General features: G+C 72.1%; 2 protein-coding genes. Both read right to left on the bottom strand.

The window, feature by feature from the left end; all coding sequences use genetic code 11:
• Positions 1 to 143: 143 nt before the first annotated feature.
• Positions 144 to 1106, bottom strand: a complete 963-nt coding sequence (rsmH, locus tag SACPADRAFT_RS0201490; RefSeq protein WP_007027343.1) for a 16S rRNA (cytosine(1402)-N(4))-methyltransferase RsmH — start codon at positions 1104 to 1106, stop codon at positions 144 to 146.
• A 143-nt stretch (positions 1107 to 1249) separates the two neighbouring features.
• Positions 1250 to 1681 (bottom strand): division/cell wall cluster transcriptional repressor MraZ, encoded by a 432-nt coding sequence (mraZ, locus tag SACPADRAFT_RS0201485; RefSeq protein WP_007027344.1) that lies wholly within the window; start codon positions 1679 to 1681, stop codon positions 1250 to 1252.
• Between the last annotated feature and the right edge of the window lie 580 nt (positions 1682 to 2261).

Raw genomic sequence — 2261 nt, 5'->3', positions numbered from 1 at the left:
ACCCGTCCCGGTCCCGCCGCCCGCCGTGCGGGTGCGGGTGCGGGTTCCGGTCTTCGAGGTCGCCGCGGTGGGATCGCCCGTGGCGGAGCGCCCACGGGTCCTCCGCCGGTCCGTGGATGTCCCGCGGTCGCGGGCCGGTGCGGTCATCGCTGTCGGGCCTCCCTCTTCTCCGCCGCCCGCAGCCGTACCGAGGCGGCCCGCGGGTTGTGCCGGATCTCGGCGTCGTCCGCCTTCTCCGCACCCCGGGTCAGCAGGCGCACCCGGGGACCGTGTCCGGGCAGTTCCACCGGCAGGTCCTGCGGCGTGCTGGAGGCCGCGGCCGCGGCGAAGGCGCGCTTGACGATGCGGTCCTCCAGCGAGTGGTAGGACTCGACGACGATCCGTCCGCCCTCCGCCAGGGCGTCGATCGCGGCGGGGACCGCCACCCGCAGGATGTCCAGTTCCCCGTTCACCTCGATGCGCAGGGCCTGGAACGTGCGCTTGGCGGGATGGCCACCGGTGCGCTTGCTCGCTGCGGGCACCGTGTCGTGCAGCAGCCGCACGAGGCGCTCGCTGGTGTCGAACGGCGCCCGCTCCCGCTCGGCGACCACCGCCCTGGCGATACGGTGGGCGAAGCGCTCCTCGCCGTACTCCCGCAGGATCCGGGTCAGCTCGGCCGCGGGGTAGGTGTTGAGCACCTCGGCGGCCGTGATCCCGGCCGTCGGGTCCATTCGCATGTCGAGCGGTGCGTCCCGGGAGTAGGCGAACCCGCGTTCGGCGAGGTCGAGCTGCATGGACGACACGCCGAGGTCCATGAGGATACCGTCCACCGCCGACAGGCCCAGTTCGCCGAGCACCGTGCCGATCCGGTCGTAGGTGGTGTGGACGTACCGCACCCGGTCGCCGAACCCGGCCAACCGCCGCCGCGCGTGATCGAGCGCCCCGGTGTCCCGGTCGAACCCGATCAGCCGCAGGTCCGGGTGCGCGGTCAACAACGCCTCGGCGTGCCCGCCGAGACCGAGCGTGGTGTCGACCACGGTGGCCGCACGGCCCGCGACGACGGGAGCGAACAGGGCGAGCACCCGGTCCAGCAGGACAGGCTGGTGCGCTGCCTCGTCGCCGCTCACGGCGCCCCCTCTCACCCGACTCGCCACGTCGCCGGCGTCGCCCCTGTTCGACGCCGGGAGCCGGATGCCGTCAGGTTGCGGACCTGATACCGGGGAAGGTGCATCAGGGCCGCAGCCTCACGTCATCCGACGCCGTGCCCGCGTCAGAAGATGCCCGGCAGGATCTCCTCCTGCGCCTTCGCGTAACTGTCCTCGTGCTCCTCCAGGTAGGTCTCCCACGCCCCGGAGTCCCAGATCTCCAACCGGGTGATCGCGCCGATCACGACGCAGTCCCGGTGGAGTCCGGCGTACCGGCGCAACTCGGGGGCGATCGCGATCCGCCCCTGCGCGTCCGGACGCTGCTCGTCGGTCCCGGCGAACAGGTAGCGCTGGTAGGCCCGCACCGACTCGTTGGTGAACGGCGCCTCGGCGACCTTGCGCGCCATCTGTTCGAACTCGGCACGGTCGAACACGTACAGGCAGTGGTCCTGTCCCTTGGTGATCATCAGCCCACCTGCCAGCGCGTCACGGAACTTCGCAGGCAGCGTGAGCCGCCCCTTGTCGTCCAGCCTGGGAGTGTGGGTGCCGAGAAACACCGGCCTCCACCTCCCCTACCGACCAACGCCGGGGCCCCGCGGCCCCCTCCGAGATCGGCTCCGGGGCATCACGTCCGCCCCACTGCTCACCACGGTACCCCACTTTCCACCACAGTCAACGCCAAAACGGCCGATTCAGGGCGTTCTGGGAGCCGTTTTCGCAGGTCATGGCAGGGTGGTGGGAGTGGGGCGTCGTGGCGGGTTCGCCACCCCGGGTGACACCGAACAGGGTCACCCCGAGCGACGCCAGGTCGCGAAGTGACGACATGGCGTCATGGAGTGACGACTCGGCGTACCGGGGTGACGACTCGCCGGGGTCGGCGAGGGGAGATCACCTGACCGGGGAGGCACGGTCTGTGAGACGCTGAGCACACCGGCCCGCCGCGTCGTGATCGTCGTGGTTGGCCCACCGGGTGCGCCGATCTTTGACACACTGCCCGTCAGGTCGGCCCGGCGGGCGGGGCCGGCCCGGTCGACCAGAACAGCCCGGGGCCGTCGCGCCCACCGCGGGGCCCGCTGCACAGGAGGTCGTGTGACGTCGGAAGCGCAGTCCACCGCCACCGCCCCGCCGGACGGGGAC

Source organism: Saccharomonospora iraqiensis subsp. paurometabolica YIM 90007 (genome assembly GCF_000231035.2).
In the GTDB taxonomy this organism is placed as follows: domain Bacteria; phylum Actinomycetota; class Actinomycetes; order Mycobacteriales; family Pseudonocardiaceae; genus Saccharomonospora; species Saccharomonospora paurometabolica.
The sequence above is the reverse complement of the archived record's forward strand: the minus strand, read 5'-3'. Positions and strand labels throughout refer to the sequence as shown.